Source organism: uncultured Bacteroides sp., assembly GCF_958445495.1.
GTDB lineage: Bacteria > Bacteroidota > Bacteroidia > Bacteroidales > Bacteroidaceae > Bacteroides.
The window spans coordinates 233,417-254,553 of the sequence record NZ_CAUCSQ010000001.1; the positions used below are offsets into that span (position 1 = coordinate 233,417).

10 protein-coding genes are annotated in these 21,137 nt (G+C 40.2%); all 10 read right to left on the minus strand.

The window, feature by feature from the left end:
• Positions 1 to 212 precede the first annotated feature (212 nt).
• The 10 genes from Q5076_RS00985 to Q5076_RS01030 all read right to left on the minus strand — a co-directional run bounded on the left by Q5076_RS00985 (position 213) and on the right by Q5076_RS01030 (position 21,016).
• Positions 213 to 4,265: an ATP-binding protein gene (locus Q5076_RS00985; RefSeq protein WP_303010341.1), complete on the minus strand. Its 4,053-nt coding sequence runs from the start codon at positions 4,263 to 4,265 to the stop codon at positions 213 to 215.
• 124 nt (positions 4,266 to 4,389) lie between these two features.
• Complete coding sequence (locus Q5076_RS00990; protein ID WP_303010342.1) at positions 4,390 to 6,597, minus strand: glycoside hydrolase family 3 C-terminal domain-containing protein; 2,208 nt, start codon at positions 6,595 to 6,597, stop codon at positions 4,390 to 4,392.
• Between the two features lie 11 nt (positions 6,598 to 6,608).
• The gene (locus Q5076_RS00995) at positions 6,609 to 8,126 is read right to left on the minus strand and encodes a Gfo/Idh/MocA family protein (RefSeq protein ID WP_303010343.1); all 1,518 of its coding nucleotides are present in this window, start codon (positions 8,124 to 8,126) and stop codon (positions 6,609 to 6,611) included.
• Between the two features lie 9 nt (positions 8,127 to 8,135).
• Positions 8,136 to 9,392 (minus strand): glycoside hydrolase family 88 protein, encoded by a 1,257-nt coding sequence (locus tag Q5076_RS01000; protein WP_303010344.1) that lies wholly within the window; start codon positions 9,390 to 9,392, stop codon positions 8,136 to 8,138.
• Positions 9,393 to 9,455: 63 nt separating this feature from the next.
• Positions 9,456 to 12,041 (minus strand): M60 family metallopeptidase, encoded by a 2,586-nt coding sequence (locus Q5076_RS01005; protein ID WP_303010346.1) that lies wholly within the window; start codon positions 12,039 to 12,041, stop codon positions 9,456 to 9,458.
• 37 nt (positions 12,042 to 12,078) lie between these two features.
• Positions 12,079 to 13,806: a M60 family metallopeptidase gene (locus Q5076_RS01010; protein ID WP_303010347.1), complete on the minus strand. Its 1,728-nt coding sequence runs from the start codon at positions 13,804 to 13,806 to the stop codon at positions 12,079 to 12,081.
• A gap of 40 nt (positions 13,807 to 13,846) precedes the next feature.
• Entirely contained in the window at positions 13,847 to 15,784 is a 1,938-nt protein-coding gene (locus Q5076_RS01015; RefSeq protein ID WP_303010348.1) for a RagB/SusD family nutrient uptake outer membrane protein, read from the minus strand.
• 19 nt (positions 15,785 to 15,803) lie between these two features.
• Positions 15,804 to 19,004, minus strand: coding sequence for a TonB-dependent receptor (locus tag Q5076_RS01020; RefSeq protein ID WP_303010349.1), 3,201 nt, complete (start codon positions 19,002 to 19,004; stop codon positions 15,804 to 15,806).
• An 843-nt stretch (positions 19,005 to 19,847) separates the two neighbouring features.
• Positions 19,848 to 20,282, minus strand: coding sequence for a hypothetical protein (locus Q5076_RS01025; protein ID WP_303010350.1), 435 nt, complete (start codon positions 20,280 to 20,282; stop codon positions 19,848 to 19,850).
• Entirely contained in the window at positions 20,282 to 21,016 is a 735-nt protein-coding gene (locus Q5076_RS01030; protein ID WP_303010351.1) for a hypothetical protein, read from the minus strand. Before Q5076_RS01030 ends, Q5076_RS01025 begins: the two co-directional genes overlap by 1 nt.
• Positions 21,017 to 21,137 lie beyond the last annotated feature (121 nt).

Here is a 21,137-nt window from a genome sequence, read left to right on the forward strand (position 1 = left end):
CCGTTCAACATACTTTTCACCTTTGTATATTATGACTTTAGTCATTACTTGTAGTTCCAAAGGCAAAAGTAGAACAATAAGTATCGCCCCAGGGGTAAATTCATTTATTTCAGGGGTAAATAATCACATCTTTTTTAATTTAACATTTGCTGCAAAAGGGACATTTATGTACAAAAAGACACATTTACGTACAAAGTATAAAAGCAAATACATTATTCGTTTCTGAATTCCTGAGGAGTCTTCCCCAATTGTATTTTAATGATATTACGGAAACTACGCAAAGTATTAAAGCCTAGCATATAAGCAATTTCACTGATTTGCAGCTCTTTATTATGTTTCAACATATAGGCGGCTTTCTTCACTTTAATGCTTTGTATATAATCATTAGGAGTCATACCGCATAGTGCCTTCAATTTGCTATACAACGAACTTCGACTGACTCCGACCTCCTGCGCCAATATAGCCGTATCAAATTCCGGTTCGGCAATATGCTTCTCCACTATCTCATTCAAACGGGTCAAGAACTCTTTATCCATTGAATTCATTGCCATATCCTGAAACTTATCCTGTACTCCGTCTTTATACAGATTATCCGTATATTTCTGATGAATCAACATCCTGTTACGTATTAAATTGCAACAGCGGGACAGAAGCAGCTTCATATTAAAAGGCTTATTGATATAATCATCGGCACCACACTGCAATCCTTCCAAATTTTTCTCATCTGAAGTCAAGGCTGTCAACAACACAACCGGGATATGACAAAGTTCAAAATTGTTTTTAATCTTTGCGCACATTTCAATTCCATTCATCTCAGGCATCATTATATCACTTAATATCAAATCCGGCTTTTCCTCACTGGCTTTCTTCAACCCTTCCTTACCATTCATTGCAATAGTGACACGGAATGTAGAAGAAAAAACTTCTGCCAACAGTTGAAGTAATTCATCATTGTCTTCCACAATCAATATGGATGCCTTGTGGCTATCCACATCTGCAACCATATTTCCTCCGGATTCCACTTCATTATCAGTTGTTGCCATTTCCGTATCCTGCACATAATCATCTATCAGGAACGAATGGTGTTCTCCCTGACCGAAAGTCTCCGTTTCTACCATCAAATATTCACCTTCTTCAAAGTGTGACTTCCCCTTTTTCAAGGTCACAATGAAAATCGAACCATATCCTAACTGGCTGCGCACCTCTATCAAACCGTGATGCAATTCTACAAGACCTTTGGCAAGAGCCAATCCGATACCGGTTCCCTGTACATCTGCATTCTGTCCGTTTCCAGCCTGATAAAAACGGTCAAACACTTTAGCTAATGATTCGGGAGCAATTCCGACTCCATTATCAATCACTCTTATGACGATTTCCTGCTCATTTTCTTCTATATGAATCATCACATTGCTTTGTTCCGGACTATATTTAATAGCATTCGACAATAAATTATTAAAAACCTTCCTTAATTGTGAAATATCTCCCCAACACAAAATCACTTCAGAAGAAATCTGCAACTGTAGCTTTATGCCTTTGAGTGCAGCTTGTGCCGTAAACGCTTTCAAGGTAGCCTGTACCAGTTCCACGATATTGAACTCGGAGACTTTTAGCCGGATACCGCCCTGCTCCATCTTTCGAAAATCCAGTAGTTCCGATACTAATTCCCGAAGCTGGAAAGTAGTCTTATACATTTTCGTTAATCGCCGACCAATCGACTTATTCACATTGCAATTTTGCAGTAGAAGCTCTATTTGGGCAATAATCAAAGTCAACGGTGTCCGCAATTCATGAGAAATATTGGCAAAAAAGCGCAGTTTCTCCTGATTGATTTCTTCGTCCTTCTCTCTCTCACGACGTTCATTGTCCAATGACAACTTCAAAGCCAGTTTTGACTTCCAATTACGATAAATGAAATAGCAGATACACCCCAGCAGAGAGAAATAAATCAAATAAGCCCACCATGAAGCAAACCAAGGGCGATTGACAACAATTTCCATTTGGATGGTATGGGCAGATTGTTCAAGTTCGTTTTGATTCTTTTCACGCACAACCAGACGATAAGTACCGGGATTCAAGTTAGTGTACGTGATATTTCTCGAAGAACTGGTCACCCACGTTTTATCAAATCCCTCCATCATATACTCATATTCCGATTCGTCAAATCCGCCACAGTAGTTATTCGAAGAAAAACGAATCATTATATTATTCTGATTGTATTTTAATTGCAGGCGATTGATAAAAGGTATAGCTTGCTTCAAAGCATCGGATTCATTAGGTACAACCAACTCATTATTTATATAAAGAGAAGAGAAATACAGATTATAAGGTTTCGGAGCTTTTATCTGATTTTCATTAAATACGGTTAACCCGTTTATTCCGCCGACAAACACGTCTCCATTCTCACATGCCAGCAATCCATTATCCTCATTCAATCCAGACAGAAGCAGGCGTTCGGAAGAGATGCTCCGAATGGTTTGACTTTTCTTGATATCCCAAAACATAATACCTTTGTCTGTCGATATAATTAATTCTCCCGATTTTCTTGACGCTATTTGATAGCAATAATCACTGATTAAGGAACTATTATCTGTCTTATATCCGGTAAAAATACCATTATCCTCTTCAAAACGATACAATCCTGAACCATATGTACTTAAAAAGATAGTACCATTCTCATCTTCAATAACTTCATAAGCCGGAAATTCTCCCAAACCATTCTGCCCAAGGTTATAAACGCTCACTTCTTCTTCATTCAGCAAATTTATCCGGGTCACTTCCCATTGACCGACAATCCAAATATATCCCTTGGAATCTATCGTGAACCGGGCACCGCCAACAAAACTATTCTTAAATAAAGGTTGAGCCATCCCGGTATGCGGATTCATCCTGAACAATCCCCGATTAGACAAAACTATAAGATCGGACTTATAGAATCCGATATCCCCGACTATTCCTCCCAATTGTCGTATATCTCCCAACTGCCTGACAGCACCGGTGGATATATCAAAAGTAAGAAGACCGCCCGTATGAGTACCAATATAAAGTTTATCTTCCCGGCTGTCATAAGTGAAACACTTCATATTCAAATAAGGCAATACTGCTGTTTGCCGATAGTGAGTGAACTTCTGCGTTGTTCTATCATATGAATTCAGTCCGCCGCCTTCTGTGCAAATCCATATAGTTCCTCTTTTATCCTCGAGCAGATTACCGACAAAAGAAAAGCTGACTCCTTCACTCTCCTGTTGGAGATTCTCCGCATAGTAGCTGAAAATATCCGCCGCAGGGTTGTAGTAATGCACACCACCATAATAAGAACCCATCCAAAGGGTTCCTTGTACATCTTTATAGATGGAATGAATAGAATTATGCCGTAAGTTTCCCGGAAGTCCTTCTTTAGTATAGGCTGTAAAGACTCCATTACTGTCCAGCCTATTAACTCCCTGAAAAGTTCCAAACCATAAATTACCTGAATCATCTTCAGCTACGCAGCGGACATCATTATTCAATAAAGAATTCATGTTTTCTTTTTTCAGATAGTGAACCACTGAAGACGCATCGCCTGATATCTTATAAATCCCGTGCCTTAGTGGAGCCGCCCATATCTGCTGATGAGAATCTTCGTACAGAAAACGAATATGGATATCCGGAAGCACGCATTTGGTTTCATCTCCTGCTCCATGTCGTTTTAATACATACAAGCCTTTATTAGTACCTATCCACAACGATTCTTTTGAATCATACCACAATGCAGAGATAGAACTTCCCATCTCCTGAGGCAATACATATACAGACTCAAATTCAAGTTTTTCCTTGTTCCATTGAAATAAGGAGTCCGATACTGCCATCAATATATGTTCGTTACAGTTCACCAGGCAGTCTATTTTTCCTCTACGCAAACGGGAAAACCGGTCTAAATGAAGTTCATATCGAATCAAAGAACGATCGGACACAAAAAAGATATTTCCGTTATGATCGCCTGTTATAGCATTTATCTGATTACCGACTTTTACATCTTTTTGCTTGAAATAAGAGGTTTTGAGAGCTTTAATTTCATCTCCGTCATACACATTGATACCTTCTAACGTTCCAAACCACATCCGCCCCAATTCATCCTGATAGATAGAAAGGACGGAAGTCTGAGACAATCCATCCTTTACATCTAAATTATGAAAATGTACACGGGCATTTATTTGCAGACAAAACAATACAAACACTAGAGTAAGTGTCAGAGAGGATTTCCACTGCATTAGACTGTTTTTCATCATTATCCGAATACTATATTACAAATTTCCAACAATATATAATCCGCTTCTTAAAAGCAAATGTACACAAATTATCCTGTATCCGCAAAAAATCATCCTTTATTGCAAGATGTCCTCTCTGTCACAGTTAATCCATAAAATAGACAGGCTTTCCTTTCAACTCCACAGTACCGTAAACAAGACCTGCCGTAAACTTCTCCGGAGCATTGGGACATACTCCGCCTACACTGAATTTTATTGTTCCCGGTGTTATGTTTATCCCACCGGTCTCATCCACATAAGCCAAATTCCTAGGAGAAAGTTTAAATTCCACCACCCTGCGCTCGCCCGGTTTCAATTCTATTTTCCGAAATCCTGCCAATTGACAAACAGGTACTTCCTTTGCAATCGCCCTATGAGATAAATAAAGTTGCACGACCTCCTCGCCTTTGTATTTACCGGAATTACAGACCTCTACTTTCACAGTTATGCTATCTCCAGTCTGTACTTCTTTAGGGAGTTCTAACTTCCGGTACTTAAATGTAGTATAACTCTGTCCATAACCAAACGGATATAATACATCCCCTGTAAAATAACGATATGTCCGGTTCGCCATTGAATAATCCTCTAAAGCAGGAAGGTCTGAATCGGAACGGTAAAAAGTAACCGGCAGCTTGCCGGACGGGTTATAACGTCCGAACAATATGTCGGCTAATGCCGTACCCGTAGCCTGACCACCATACCAAGCTTGAATAATAGAAGATACATTCTCTGCTTCCCAATTAAAGGCCATTGCACTGCCGGACATACAAACAAATACCATAGGTTTGTTTAACTTATGCAATTGTTTCATTATTTCCGTCTGTATGGCAGGTAGCTTTATGGTAGTTCTATCGCCTCCTGCAAATCCTTCTATATTGCCATTGCCCGCATCCCCCTCTTCTCCTTCCAACAGTGTAGAAATACCACCTGCATAAATGATCAAATCTGCATCTTTGTACTTTTCAGCCAAATTACCTATCTCGACGCCTTCATTCAGTTTCGTAAAATCAGATAAAGCATCATATACTACTTCAATTCCTCTTTCGGCCCGTAAAGCATCCAATAAGGTCACATTCTCACTGGGTATGCCGTTATAATTTCCCAATTGTGTTGTCTCATTATCAGCATTCGGCCCCAACAAAGCTATTTTCTTTATCTTACCCGACAGAGGAAGCAAATGTATCTCATTCTTCAATAACACCATGGATTGACGGGCCATTTCAAGAGCTTGTTTCTGATGTGTTTCCGACTCAAGTACATCTTGTGAAATCTTAGAATAGGGCACCTTTTCCTGCGGATCGAACATCCCTAAGCGAAAACGTATCTTAAAAAGTTTCTTTAATGAAATATCCAACTGTTCTTCAGTTATCAACCCGTTTTCTATTGCTTTTGTCAATGACCGATAGACATCACCACATTCCAGGTCTGTGCCATGCAACACTGCATCAGCCGCTGCAGAGATTGAATCTGTATGTGTCTTATGTCCTGTGATAAAGTCTGTTATCGCCCAACAATCCGATGTTACATATCCGTCAAATTTCCAGTCATGCAACAATATCTTCCTCATAAACAGATTGCTCCCGCAACAAGGCTGCCCGTTGAAGCTGTTATATGCACACATCACACCGGAGACATCAGCTTCTTTTATCAAACGATAAAATGCCGGCAAATATGTCTCACGCAAATCATGTTCACTAGCTGTCGCATTAAATACATGCCTTAACGGTTCTGGCCCGCTATGTACTGCAAAATGTTTGGCACAGGCTGAAGTTTTCAAATAATGCGAATCATTACCTTGCAGGCCTTTCACCATAGCAATACCCATTTCAGCAGTTAAAAACGGATCTTCTCCATAGGTTTCGTGCCCGCGTCCCCAACGAGGATCACGGAAAATGTTGATATTAGGGGTCCAAAACGTCAACCCGGTATATCGCCTGAGCGTATTTCCTTTTTTCACTGATATATTATACACTGCACGTCCTTCATCCGATATCATTTCAGCGGATTTGAATAATTCCTCCGGATTGAACGTAGCCGCAAGCCCGATAGGTTGCGGAAATACCGTAACCTTTTCCGTCGAACGGGCCACACCGTGCAAACACTCATTCCACCAGTTATAATCAGGGATGCCCAACCGCTTTATACCTTTGGAAGTATGAGTCATCTGCGAAACTTTTTCCTGCAGGGTCATCCGTGACACCAAATCCGTGACACGCTCGTCTATGGATAAACTTGTATCTAAATAAGGATATCGGGTTTGTGCTGTGAGAGAGCAAGTTATCATCAATCCCAATATAAACAGTAAAGTTTTCATTATCCTAACTTTTAATTATTCCAATCCTTGGCACCTTCGGCCTTCAATTTTTCCGTAAATTCCTTTGCAGCCTCCATTGCCGCAACTTCTTCTTCAGGAGTAGCATAAGCATGTCTGTATCCTTTCACTTCATTCCAATGTCCACGGGTAAAATCGGGAAACGCAACCGAAGCGGAATTATTGTCCATTGACAATTCGCCCAACTCTGCCAGACAACACCATTCTGCCAGGTCATATACATCCATATCGAGCGGCAATCCATTCTGAAGGCAATAAACCAGACGACTGTCCATGATAAAATCCATTCCACCGTGACCGCCTACCTCTTTCGCCATTTCACCGTATCTCTTCAAAATCGGGTGCTGATATTTAGCAATTAAGGCGTCCTTATCCTTCTCCGACATGAAACTGTGAGAGTTCAGTTTGTCTACTTGCGGCTGTACTCCTGCAGCTTGCATCTGCTTAGCATCCAGTGCATAACCTTCCACCGGATATTTATTGGCAAAGCCTTTTGTACCCGTCAGTTGATACAGACGGTTATACGGTTGAGGAGTCATCACATTATGCTGAATTTCAATCACTTTACCATTTTCGGTGCGAATCAGTGTAGTGGTATGGTCACCATTACGGAAATTCTCACACTCTTTGCCCGTCGCTTCTTTGACATACTCTTTTCCAAGTACAGACTTAGTATCCATCGCTACCAAAATTTTCATCCGATCTCCCCGGTGAATATCCAAAACCTGTGCTACCGGACCAAGACCGTGAGTGGCGTACACATCCCCACGATGCTTCATGTTATATTCCAAACGCCAGCCCAGTTTGTCTTTCTCCCCATTCTTCCAGTACCATTTCCAGAAAGGTTCCAAATTATGGATATAGGCTCCCTGTGCACGAATAATTTCTCCGAATACTCCGTTTTGAGCCATATTCAGACTATTCATTTCGAACCAGTCATAACAGCAATTTTCCAGAATCATGCAGTGTTTGCGGGTTTGCTCACTTAAATCTATCAATTCCCAACATTCTTGCAGATTCATAGCCGAAGGAACTTCTATGGCTACATGTTTACCATTTTTCATCGCACATACCGCTACCGGAAAATGATGTAACCAATCTGTTGCGACATAAACGATATCGATATCTTTACGTTTGCATAATTCCTCATATCCTTTTTCCCCATTATAGACAGCCGCTTTAGGCATAGAAGCCTTTCTCAAGTATTCCTGGCATCTCTCGGCACGTTCTTTTTCATAGTCACATAACGCTACAATCTGCACGCCGGGAATATGCGTCCATCGTTCTACAGCACCCGGACCGCGCATTCCCAAACCGACAAAGCCGACCCTTACAACAGGCAATTTGGGAGCTGTCAATCCGATTACATTTTTTTGTCCTGCAGGACGTTCGGGAGTTTCCACAACTATTGTTCCTTTATCCCAATGCCACTTTGTTTGTCCTATGGACAAATGGCAATTAACTATCAACAATAAATAACAAAAGCCCGACAATCCAAAGATTCTTTTCATATTTCTATCTTATTTAGTCAAATAATCACGATAACGTACCAATGCTTCCAAGAAATAATAATCCGCATAATCCAGTGGCACATCAATGCTTCCACCATGAGGTAAACTACCTACCGAGTGCATCAGCAGAAAATTACCATTTTCTCCCAAAGGAGCCCGAAAATCGGGAGATGCCAGCCGATGCAGTATTTTGATGGCGACATCTGTATATTTACTGTCTTCTGACAAATCTCCCAGCTCAAACAATGCAGAACAGGCAATGGAAGCAGCCGAAGCGTCTTTATATGGAATTTTAGTCTTCACTGCCTTCGATTTACCTTCGGGAGTATATCCCTTTTGTCCCACATTAAAATCCCACAAAGGTATAAAGTCTTCCGGCAGATGAGTAATGAACCAGTCGGCAGCCCCTCTGGCAACTTCCAGGTATTCAGGTTTGCCGGTCTCTCTATACATCATCGTATAACCATACACGGCCCATGCCTGTCCGCGTGCCCAAGTGGAATTATCACTATATCCCTGACAAGTGGCCCGGTCTTTTACCGCACCGCTAATCGTATCATAATCCACCACATGATAGGTACTATAATCCTTACGAAAATGATTTTTTACAGTTGTATCGGCATGTCTCACCGCAATATCCGTAAAGCAACTGTCACCACTTAATTTGGAAGCCTCGCAAAGCATCTCCAAATTCATCATATTATCTATAATCACCGGACAGAACCATTCCGTTTCTCCATTCCAGGCTTTTCGATAATTCCATGATTTTATAACCTGGATTTTCGGAAGAAACCGCGTAGAAAGTGAACGGGCGCTCTCTATCAGCACCTCCCGGTAATACTCGTCAGGAGCCAGCCGGTAACCATTACCAAAACTGCATCCCACCATAAAACCCAAGTCATGATTTCCTGTAAACGTTTTCAAATATTCCAAACGTTTTGTCAAACGCGCCGCACGGTTTTTCCAAATCGTATCTCCGGTCAGCTCATATACTTTCCATAAGGAGCCTGGAAAAAAACCAATAGTCCAACTATAAGGATGGCAAGTGTACACCTTATCCTGAGACGGCTCATAAGTAGCAGGAATTATCTTGCCGACAGCAGCCGTATCCAAATTCGGCAATGATGCAATCATGTTATCCATCTGCTTAGTCACATAACTGATATTTTCTATTACAAAAGCCAGTTCCTCTGTTTTGTCTTTTGTCTGACAAGCAGTTATTATCAACAATACACATGCAACTTCTAAAATCTTTTTTCTTACCATATATTAAAATTTAAACTAAGTCCCGGATATATTCCGGAACTTAGAATAACACACCTGTTTTTATTATTCACTAAAGATTGTCTTTGCATCCCCAGAAGCGGGTATTGCGCGAACCTCTATTTTCTTAGGTAAAAATACACTCGAATCAATCACAAAACTATTTTCAGCGGGAGAAACATAAACCAATTCGCCTGTTTCTTTATCATACACCTCGTAAGCAACAGCATTACTGCATCCGGTCACAGTTATGGCATCATTTACCCGGTCTACATTTACGACAGCTCCATTAGTACTCATCGGAAGATTTTGTTTGAATATCGTCTCTGTCTTTTCAGTGATATACCAAAAGTTATGCCGTGGCTTAGGAAGCCCCAATCCTGAAATACGTCTTTTTATATCAGCCAGTTTTGCATCGTCAATTTTGAAGACCCCCGTAGTCCCATAATCTTCAATCTCCATATCTACTTTGCGTAAGAATCCCCATTTTTCAAAAAACTCGGTCAAGTCCAGCCCCGCAGCCTTACTCGCTATATAAGCAAATTCTATTTGATGTTCTCCTGCTGTTTTCTTCTTATCCTCTGCCGGCTCAGTCAGTCGTACAGCTTCATACGTATCCGGGTAGAAGTCATCTTTTCCCAGCACATATGCCATATAGAGTTGCAATTGCCAAAAAGGAACCAATTGGCAGAACACATCGGCAGTCCCCTTTCCTTCCAGCTTACCGACAGTAATATGCGGCCTTCCGGTAAATGCGGTTGTCATTGCATGAGGATAATATCCTTTTATCTCTAAACGGGAATTACCGTTCGTAATACGTTGGATATACATGGAGTGAATATTATTCGTTACTTCAGTCATTCCGGTCCATCTTAATCCCGGACGAGTCTGATTACTATGTCCTACTTCATGTGCCGGTCCCCATGAATCGCTATTTATTTTATTCAAATCACATAGCTCTCCTAAGGTAGATACATTATAAGAGGTACGGTAACTGGTAGAATACATATAATTAGTGTACATGACATTGAAATACATCCGGTTTTTGAACATTTTGTCATATTTTACCAATCCCAATAATTTCTGTTCCTCATATACCAGGTTGTCATAGAATTTAATCCATTCCACCGGATCAGCAACCGCTTTCAAGTTAGCTACCGGGAAAGTAATATGGGCGTATCTGCCTAAAGCATCGAAATAAGGACTTGAGGCATTGTTCAATAACCCGAACCAGTCTTCCGGCTTGTTATGTTTCTCATCATATAGGTCAAAATATCCATTCACCTGACCGGAAGCGAAATGTATTCTGACCGGTTCTGCCGTTTCATAAGCATCGGTATGGTACAACACATAGATTAATCCTTTCTGTTCCATCGTATGCACGTTCATACCCGGTTTCAATGCATATTCCTTGTAGGTATTAAATCCATCACCATTGGGGGTATCCAAATCGACTACACGCAATGTTACTGTCTGATTATATAAGTCTCCCACCATTGTAACTAATTTCTCACCTTTTTTCACATAAATGCCGGTAGGATTATCCAAAAGGCTATAAGTCGAGGTTTTATTCCTTGCAGCCGCTTTGTCGGGATGTTCCCACGCCTTGAAATCCGCTACTCGGAAATCCGTTTCATAACAGTCATAATACATATAAAGGGCGATATTCTTAAAGAACGGATAAGGACATGCCTCGATTTCTTCTAAAGTGATGCCTTCTTTCAAGGCTGTACATAATTCATCCTTGAATAAAGTGGAAGTATCAAATGATTGTGAACTTTTTCCAAAAAATTCCATTTCAGTACAGGAAATAAAATTATCTCTCCCGCTTCCTATTTTTATCCAAACAGTATGAGGATTACGAATAGGTTTACTAAAATAAATCGTACGCACCTGGGAAATCATCTCACAATCATAATTTTGAACTACCGTTTCGAAAACATCCGGGTGTTCGTAAGTCGAGACTGAAACTTCAGTTATCAATCCAAAAATTCCGGCACCATTGTTCGGACGAGGATAATACATCATGTAGTCTATGCGTTCGGTTCCTTCTTTTAAAGTAAATTTCAGCTCGTGAGGAAAAAGAGCCTGTTTTGCCTGTGTCAATTCATCACCGGTCAAACCGGGAAACCATTTGTCAGCCCAAGGAGAATTACACATACTCGTATTCTGCCCTTTATTACCATCCCACATCAACGCTACATTAGGTCCTGTCGTTTCGGTAGGTCCTCCTGTATTATTACCATGTTTAATCCAGCCATCTATAATCTCCAGTTGTATATCATTCAAATCGCCAAAACCGCTCATATCGTCACTTGGAACATAGGTACTCATTTTCTGCTGGATTACTTGTGTCATTCTCTGCTCACTTGCCCCGCGAAAGTAAATTTCCCCTTTGCGACCCTCTTTTGAATAATAAGCAGGCACACTGAAAGTAAAAGCATATTGTCCGTTACGGGCAATGGTTTCGTCCAGATTCACCCACTCAGGACAATCCAGTTTTATCTCTGCATCAGAGGTTACATATAAAGTAAACGAACCTCCTTCTGCTCCTACCGATACAGAAGCATTATATAATGCGATGGAATCATCTTCATTACAACCGATACACAAGATTACAAGTAATATCGACAACAGATTTCGTATATTCATAATATTCTTTTTAAAATTCATCCATTAATTATTCTCTTCAGAAAACAACTTCGGTTCTCTTTCCATCCACTGCAATAGCATACATTTTAAATATATCCGGTAGTTCACAATCCACCCGGAAAGAGGATTTGGGAGATACAAACAATAAGTTATTTTCCATATCATAGATTTCATAAGCTACGGCATTTTCCCAGCCACGCATCATAAAAGAATTTCCTTCATGTACGGCATTTCCTTCTATCACAGTTCCATTCTTCAGATAAAGCGATTCGTTTCCCTCACAGATATACTCCAGACGATGCTTGGGTTTAGGTAGATTTAATGCGGCGATACGTTTTTTCGTATCAATAATCTGTTGTTCTGTGATGCACAGCATCTTCACGGTCCCATACTCTTTCACTTCCTGATTAATCGGTACCAGGAATCCCCACTTCACAAAGAAATCAGTCAAATCAAGTCCTGAATATTTACAGCAGAGATAAGTGAACTCCAACAGGGATTCTCCTTCAGAGGATTTATCTTCATGTGTACGTACATGTTCGTAAATATCTTTATAAAAATCCGTATTCCCCAAGATATATTCCATGTAAAGTTCAAGTTGCCAAAAAGGAATCAGTTTCTCAAAATGGTCTTTTATAAAATGATGATGGATACGGGAGCGGAATACTGTATTCATAGACAATTCATACTTATTCAGCATCTGCATGCGTGCCGCACTTCCGAACAAACGCTGAATATACATTGCCTGGATGTTATTGGTTGTCTCTGCCGTACCAATCCATTTCAACCCGGGGCGGGTTTGATTACAGTGTCCCACCTCATGAGCCGGCCCCCAACTGGAGGTCAGCAGTGAACGAACATTGCACAAATCATTCATGGTATTTGCATTATAGGCTGTATGATACCCTGCGGCATACATATAAGAAGTGTACATCACACTGAATAACATACGATTATTACGCATCTTCCCATATTTCTCCAAACCCATGAAACGCTGTTCCTCATATACCAACCTATCGTAAAAATCTATTAAATCCTGTCCGTTACATTTTGCCAGGTTTGCAACCGGAAAAATTAAATGTGCATAATATCCCAATACGTCATAATGCTTGTCAACAGCAGTTTTAATCATCGTTTTCCATTGCTCGCGGTTGTTTCTGGTTACATCAAAATAACCGTTTACTTTCCCGCCCTTCGCAAAATGTATCTTCACGGGAGCTGCCGTACGAAAATCGGGTGTATGATACATCACATAGACTAATCCCTGATTTTTTGTCACTATTTTATTTTCACCCGACTCCAGAGGATAGTCGGATTTCACATAAAAACCATCTTTTCCCGGTACATCCCAGTTATGTATTCGCAGACTAATGTTTTGATTATGCGTATCAGCTACCAACACTAGTAATGTATCTCCTTCCGCCACTGAAATACCTGTCGGATTATCCAACAGGCTATATGTACTGGTCTTTAACTGTTTCGCCTGTACATCCGGATGTTCATAAGCTTTGTAGGAAGCAATACGATAATTACTATCGTATTGCTTGTTATACATTAAAAGGGCAAGTTCTTTATAAAAAGGAGAAGTGCATGCGTTAATCTTCTTCAACGTCACTTTATCTCTCAATTTTGAACAGGAAGCATCTGTAAACAGAGTAGTCGGTTCAAACTCCCTGGAAGCTTCAGATATTTTTCCATCCGCTGAAACATGACATGCAAGAAGTGAAAAGACACAGATTAAAAGAATATTGCTTTTTATTTTCATATCCTATATTTTATCAAGTTTGTCATTCAAAAAAATAGAATCAGTTATAATAAGGATTCTGTATCACCTGTGGAATTTTCTGTACCTCACTGAAAGGTATCGGCATCAAATACTGCCCTTTATGGAATTTCCTTTGAAGATCCAACTCCACTACATTAAACAAAGCTTCTTCTGTCTCTCCCAATGTATTCAGTGCCTTGACCGGAACTCCCAAGAACTGCTCCGCTATTTTCCAACGACGAATATCAAAGAACTGATGACCTTCCAGATAAAGTTCTACCATACGTTCACGACGTACAATATTCTGCATACCTTCATAAGTATCATCATAATTCGGATCAGTGGAATAGTTATTCCAGGCTTCTTCTACTCCCGGAATACCAGCCCGGAGACGTACTTCATCCAATACCACCTTCGCTTCATCCAGTCTCTTCAGTTCAACCAATGCTTCTGCATAATTCAAATAAAGCTCTGTCATGCGGAACAACGGCAACGGATAGTCATAAACTGCATTATTCCAGGCCGGATGGCACAATTTCTTATTATTATATCCGGTCACCGAATAGTTGGCATCTTGCGGAGTGCCGCCTACATTATTTCTTCCATGATCTTTGCCAAATAAGAAATTGAGTACTACTGCCCTGTCGGCATCATTCTTGCCCGGAGTTGAATTGTTATATCTTGCGATTTCAGTATATCCCCCATGAAAACCGATATTTGCATAAAAACGCGGTTCACGATTAATATGCTGCTGCATGGTTTTCATTCCTGAATTACTTGTTGAATAGTTATTTCCATCAATATTGGCCGGAACGGAAACAACAGCATAACGGTCATAAGCCGGATTGCCGTCAAATTCTTTATCATATTCCATAGGAAGTCCGTTCTTTGTTAGAAAACGTTCTACAGACTGAAAAGTCGGGCAAATACATCCGCTGACCTCTACTACATAACCGGATTTTTGACGGGGCATCGAACGTCTCTGAATACCATAGTTTCCTTCTTTACGGGTATCACACCAAATAACTTCAGGATTGTCTCCGTTTTTAGTGTCTATTACGGAATAACGTACTCTACGTTCTGCCATATTGGAAATACTTGGTTTCGCTGACGAAGGTTTACCCGCTGCCGCATCATCATAAAGACGGAAGTTGGCTTTCTTCATTTCTTCTATCGCATCATAAGCTGTTTTTGCAGCTTTTTCCCATTTCTGCTCGCTATACTCTTGAGAAATCAAATTGCGGCCGTCTATCGGACTCTTGAAATCGGCGTACCAGTCATTTCCATTGAATAAAGGAGATGCTGCATACAAATACATCCTGGAACGTAAAGCCAAAGCTGTATATCTGGTAACCCGTCCATATTCCGTACCACTATGTTGTTCAGCCAATCCCGGAAGTGCTTCTTCCAACAATCCGTCAATAAACGCTACAACTTCATCATAACTGCTGCGTTCGGGATAATCAGCCGTAGGAGTATTCACTGTATAAAGTTTACGGATAATCATTGTAGGACCATAAGCACGCAATGACAGAAAATGATAATACGCCAATAAGAATTTAGCTTCCGCTCTGTAATGTATCAATTCTTCCTCACCCAAATCCGGCATATCATGTACTTTATCCAAAGCATCCAGAAAACGGTAACATTGGGCTATTCCTTGCCAAACAGTGCCCCAAGTATTGGAAGTCATATGCAGATTGGTAGGACCATAATCTCCTTCATTGAAAGTAGAAAATAACTCTTTACGGAAATATGAAGTCTCTTCCGCACAAATCATCCAATAAGATTTAGTCAGAAGCCCCTCCCGGTTATCGGGCAGATAGGCATAGCAAGAAGCAAGAAATTCTTTCAACCGTTTCGGAGTAGAATAAGTATCTTCTTCTGTCGTGCGTTCTTCGGGCACAATGTCAAGGTAATTGCAAGCAGAACAGAGCGTCAACGCCACCAACATGATTATGTATATATTCTTCTTCATAGTTTTCTGTATTAAAACATTATTTAAAAGTCATTTGGAAACCGAGATTAAATACACGCTGTGTCGGATATTTCAATCCGTTTCCGCCACCCATTTCCGGGTCCCAATGTTTAAACGGAGAAAATGTCAACAGATTGGAACCACTTACATAAACACGCATATTCTTAAATGAATACCCCACTTCGGCGTTTTTCAATTTCAGGAAAGCAGCATTGCGTAACCAAAAATCTGAATTCTGTGTATTGTGTGAGTTGCTAGCTGCCGACAAGCGAGGATATTTGGCATTTGGATTAGGATTGGATTCCGACCAATAATCATCTGCTATAAATTGTCTGACACCTACCATTGCATTGTCTCCAAAAGGATGAAAACCTGACATCATCAATGACGTACGGGCTACTCCCTGAAAGAAAAACGAACAATCCCAATTTTTCCACTTCATAGAAGGACCGAAGCCGTAAACGATTTCCGGCGTAGTAGGATATCCCATATATACTTGGTCGTTGTCGTCAATCGTTCCGTTACTTACTCCATATACATTTTTTTGATCTATATACCATATATCACCTGGTAACACCGGTAGTCCTTTACCTTGGTCACAGGCGTTCCTGATACTTTCTTCATCCGGGAAAAGACCATTGGAAACAAGTCCCTTCAACATATCCATAGAATGTCCTGTTTTTGAGAGCCAAGGATATTCCTGGTTATCAGGCTCATCCTGTACCAATATAGTATTGTGTGCATACGTGAAAGTACCCTTGAAAGACAAAAAGAAATCTTTGGTAAGTTGTTTATTATAGTCCAATGACAATTCCAGACCTTTATTTTCCATCTTTCCATAATTGGCCTGTAATGTAGCACTACCAAAACCTGCAAAATCCGGAATGGTTCCTTTACGAGACATAAAAATGTCTGAACGTATTTCTTTGAAAATATCTACATTCAATCCTATCGAACCCAGAAATTCCATATCCAATCCAATATTCCACTTCTCACCTGTCTCCCAAGTCATTGAGTTATTCTGAAATCTGCTCCATACCGGCCCTTTAAATGTTTGGTTCTGCGCAATACCGAATACATAACTTGGCGATGAGGCCAAAGCCAAATCATAAAGATAAGCAAACCGTCCTGCACCGGTTTCATCATTACCAACCAGTCCCCACGAACCTCTGACTTTCAGTTTAGATACATACGGACGGATATTTTCCCAAAATTTTTCTTCTGATATGTTATATCCGACTGCAAATGACGGAAAAAAGCCAAAACGATTTTCTTTTGCAAAATTCTCTGAACCGTTATAACCGAAGTTCATCTCGGCCAGATACTTACCATCATAAGCATAAGAGACACGTCCGGCAATACCTTGCTTGCGTTTTGGCAAAGTTTCCAGAAAACTTTGAGGTGAATTTACATTATATTGATTTTGATTATAGAGAAACATCACATTCAAATCATGCACATCATTAAATGTATGCTGATAATCCAACATGGCCTGTACATACATCCTACGATCACCAAAACTTACTTTACTCGGATCTTGTTTTCCAAAATTAAGTTCAGTCGAGTGTTCTGACGAATTGACACGGGTCAATGTATATTCCATCGTCTCACGATTATAATCGCTAATGGCAAATTTATTATAAGCACTTGTCTGTGTATTTTGCGTATATGACCAATGTTTAAAAGAAAAAAGACCGGAAAAACGAAGTCCTTTCAATATCATGTCGAGCTTTTGGTCTACTTTAAAATTCGCAACGATAGATGTTTCGAATTTTTCCTTGTAGCCAGTCACATATTCAGCCACCGGATTACGGTATCCTCCGTCATAAATACCTCCCGGCTTATCTCCCCATAATACACCATCGTAATTGGGGTACATCCCCGACGGGAACATCACTGGAAAGTCCACCGGACTAGATATTTGCGACAAGGCAAATATATCATTGGCAGACTTTTCCGGACCACTCCAGTCACGTATAGAAAGAGTAAGTCCCAGCCCGATTTTTGTAGTCGGAGTTGCATTGACATTCAGATTGTTAACGAACTCATAATTATAATAATTGATATTATTATCGTAGGAGAAGTAATCTTTGCTGATAGAACGCAAGTTACCGTCACTATGCCTGAAACTGGCACTCATGAAGTAATCCATTTTTTTACTGCCACCACGGATATTGAAATTGGCGCGTTGCGAGAAAGAGTTCTTCTTAAACATCTCATCATACCAATTCACGTTAGGAAAGATATAAGGATTCTTACCTTCAATAGTTCCCCTGATTTTTTCATCGGTATATAATGTCAGACCTGAATTGGGGCGGGAAGCTCCTTCATTATACATATTCATATAAGTAACGCCATCTGTCATCTCCCCTACATTTGTCAACTGGCTCATCGAAGTTTCCAAACGGAAGTTGATAACCGGTTTATCCAAATCTTTTCCCGACTTAGTCGTTACAATCATCACACCGTTAGCCCCCCTGGTACCATATAGTGCCGTAGCTGTAGCATCTTTCAAAATCGAAAAACTTTCGATAGCTTCCGCATCGATACGATTCAATTCTGATGAAGAAGCTTCTACACCGTCAATCACAATCAATGCACCCGTAGCACCACTGAATGTAGATTTACCACGTATCCAAAAACTTGCTCCGTCAGCTCCCGGCTCTCCGCTTCGCTGTACGGCTATAACACCTGCCATGCGTCCGGCAAATGCAGAGCTCAAACTGGATGAGGGCACTTGAAGTTCCGCAGGCTTTATCTGTTCTACAGAACCTACCATAGAAGCTTTTTTCTGTCCGGCTCCAAAAGCAGTCACAACGACTTCTCCCAACTGAGCCGTAGATTCATACAACTCTACTGAATATACTTTGAGGTTTGTAACTGTTATTTCTTTAGCTTCATAACCTATATACGAGATAGCAAGTATATCCCCTACATTACAATCCAGTTTAAATTCACCGTCAATATTAGTAACAGTTCCTTTACCTTGTCCTTTAACGGCTACCGAACCGCCAATAATCGGTTCCTTGGTATTGCCGTCATAAACTATACCACTCACCGTTATCCGGACTTTCTTTTGTTGTTCGATTTTCAACATTTCATACTCTCCGGCCTTCATAGTTGCTTCTTCAGCATAAGCAGACGTGACATAAAGAAAAAAAGGAAATGTAACTTTAGCCAATTGAAATGCTAATTTTGTTTTTAGTGTCATTTTCTTCATTATTAGTTTTTTTATTAGATTTAGTTAGATAGCTACTTCTTTACAGATGATTGAAGTAACCTCTGTTCAAAGGTGAAAAATTGCGTTATGTCATTCTCATTATCATTTTAAAAGGTTAAACATTCATTTCACTTATCACTTGCAAATGTATTGACATTATTATCAAGCAAAGGGAAGTAAATTACATATTATGATACCTTTTTGTGTAATCTGCAAAATAAATATCCTTTTAACATCAGACTCCGGAATCACATATTTGTTCCCCAAAGTGTCGTATTTATCCAAACTTCAAATGTTAATTGGATTTTATTGCGGAATGAACACAAACAACTCCTTTTTGAATATTTCCCACTTTATATTTTAACCGCTTTCTTTACAAACAGAACAAATCAAGCCCTAACACCATAAAAACAATGACATATACCACCTTATCGGATACTTTGGATTCGAAAACTTACCAGTATCCTCATCAAGAGAATTTCAAACTCTACGTTATGAAAATCAAGGCGAAAATAAACACAAAAACAATTATAAGAACTAGCCGCAATGTGATGAGGCCGAATCTAGCATACCCAAAAAGAAAGACTGCCAATCAAACAATTAACAGTCTTTCTTTTTCTTCATGACTTAATATCAAGTCAATTTATAGTCCTGATTTAAATACCTGCCATTCCTTATGAGAACAAATACCCTACCCCTCCACCTACATGTCTGTTACTGCAGATATTGCCAAATCGAACGGACAGGAATCAAACGGCAGTGTTTGAAACGTCCGGTAAGAATCATCTCATAAAATTACCCGTTATTTGTATTAAAGACAGAAAGTCCTTATTTCTTCTATCATTATTCCAAAGGAGTGAATTCTTTATATTCGCGGGACATATTCATCTCCCCATATTCCCCTCTCCTGTCATAAACCGCAAATTTCTTAGCCGTAAGTTCTTCTATATCCCAATAATGGTCATAACCGAAACAAATCGTATTGGAACTCTGATTGTAGAAAGCCCACCGCCCGTTGACGTTATTCCGGCGTTCTTCCCCGTCTTCATCGGTAACTATCGAGGTGCGCGTATATGTGCCGTCCCTCCTGAATTCATACGTTTCCCGAATTGTCTCGCCATCATCGCCGTTAGCTGTCTTTTGCCCGCCCCATGTAATATCGCATATCAAGGATATGATTTCATTTTCCCCTTCGGTATAATATCCGGTCTTCTCCACACAACCCGTCATCCAGAAACAAATGATAAGAACCGGCAATATGAAAACCTTTCCTCTCATCAATCCAAGAATTTAAAGTTCGCGATATGAGACTCTCCGCCGACTAGGCTCGTCGTCTCAAAAGTACATGCGACAGGAGTTCCCTGATTGATTACCCATTCAAAACAAGGGTTGATATGATAGCCTACGCCGCAAAACAAAACGCTTGCAGTCTCTTTATCACTGCCGTTTCCCATTTCGCAGGTTACAAGAAACGCCCAGCCGGCATTCCGGTACGAATGCGGATTCAACTCTACCGACGTTTCCACATGATTGGTCTCACCCATATAATAATTGTCCTGGTAATCCGCTACGCGAAGCAACGCGACCGTGGAAGAATAGCTACTGTCAGATGTCTTTTTCTTCAACTCAACCGGCGAATCGCTTTTTATCCGATTGACATATATATCGCTCTCCGTTATCATGACAATATAATCTACCCCGTGAGAGGCCGTCAACTGCCTGGACAAATGATTCACCTGGGCAAGGCTCTCCCTAAAAATATCCAGATTCAGAGGATTGACGGAGTTCAGCTCTTCCGCATCCGCATTCGTTATATAGGACAATGCAGAACTGCGTTTGTTCGAATTGATATAATACTCGTATGTAGTTTTATTTATATCTACAAAATTATTCAATGCCGCCGCGTCCTGCTGGTAATTCCGGCTCACGGCAACCGGGACTGTAAGATTATCTTTACAACTTTGAAAAAATAAAGACAATGAGATTATCGCCAAAAATAGAATGTGTTTCATATACCAACCAGTTTAGATATTGTTGCCACTTATTATGGTCTTACAAAGATAGAGTTATAAATAGCAAAAGAGGAGTTCTATAAATTAAAATATTGTAGTACAGTTGTTTATATGGTTCCAA